Consider the following 357-nt stretch of genomic DNA (forward strand, 5'->3'; position numbering starts at 1 on the left):
GCCGGCCGGTGTCGAGCATCTTCTTCGGCGGCGGCACACCCAGCCTGTTCCCGGGCGCGGCCATCGGCGAGGTTCTTGAGGGTGTCTCCGCGCGCCTGCGGCTGATGCCAGGGCTGGAGGTGACGCTGGAAACCAACCCCGGCACCGCCGAGTTCGACCGCTTCGAGGCCTACCGCGCGGCCGGCGTGAATCGCATCAGCTTCGGCGTGCAGAGCTTCGACGACGCGCGTCTGGCGGCACTGGGCCGCATCCACGACAGCGGCCAGGCCAAGCGCGCTTTCGAACTCGCGCGCGCCGCCGGCTTCGACAACATCAACCTCGACCTGATGTACGCCCTGCCGGGGCAAACGCTGGAGG

Annotated in this window: 1 protein-coding gene; it reads left to right on the forward strand. The window is 70.0% G+C overall.

Translation table 11 applies throughout. The features are described 5' to 3' along the window. Positions 1–357, forward strand: a 357-nt coding sequence (locus tag FLQ44_RS17940) for a radical SAM protein (protein ID WP_147695473.1), incomplete at both ends; no start/stop codon positions are given.

The sequence above is a fragment of the Vogesella mureinivorans genome (assembly GCF_007644035.1).
Taxonomy (GTDB): domain Bacteria; phylum Pseudomonadota; class Gammaproteobacteria; order Burkholderiales; family Chromobacteriaceae; genus Vogesella; species Vogesella mureinivorans.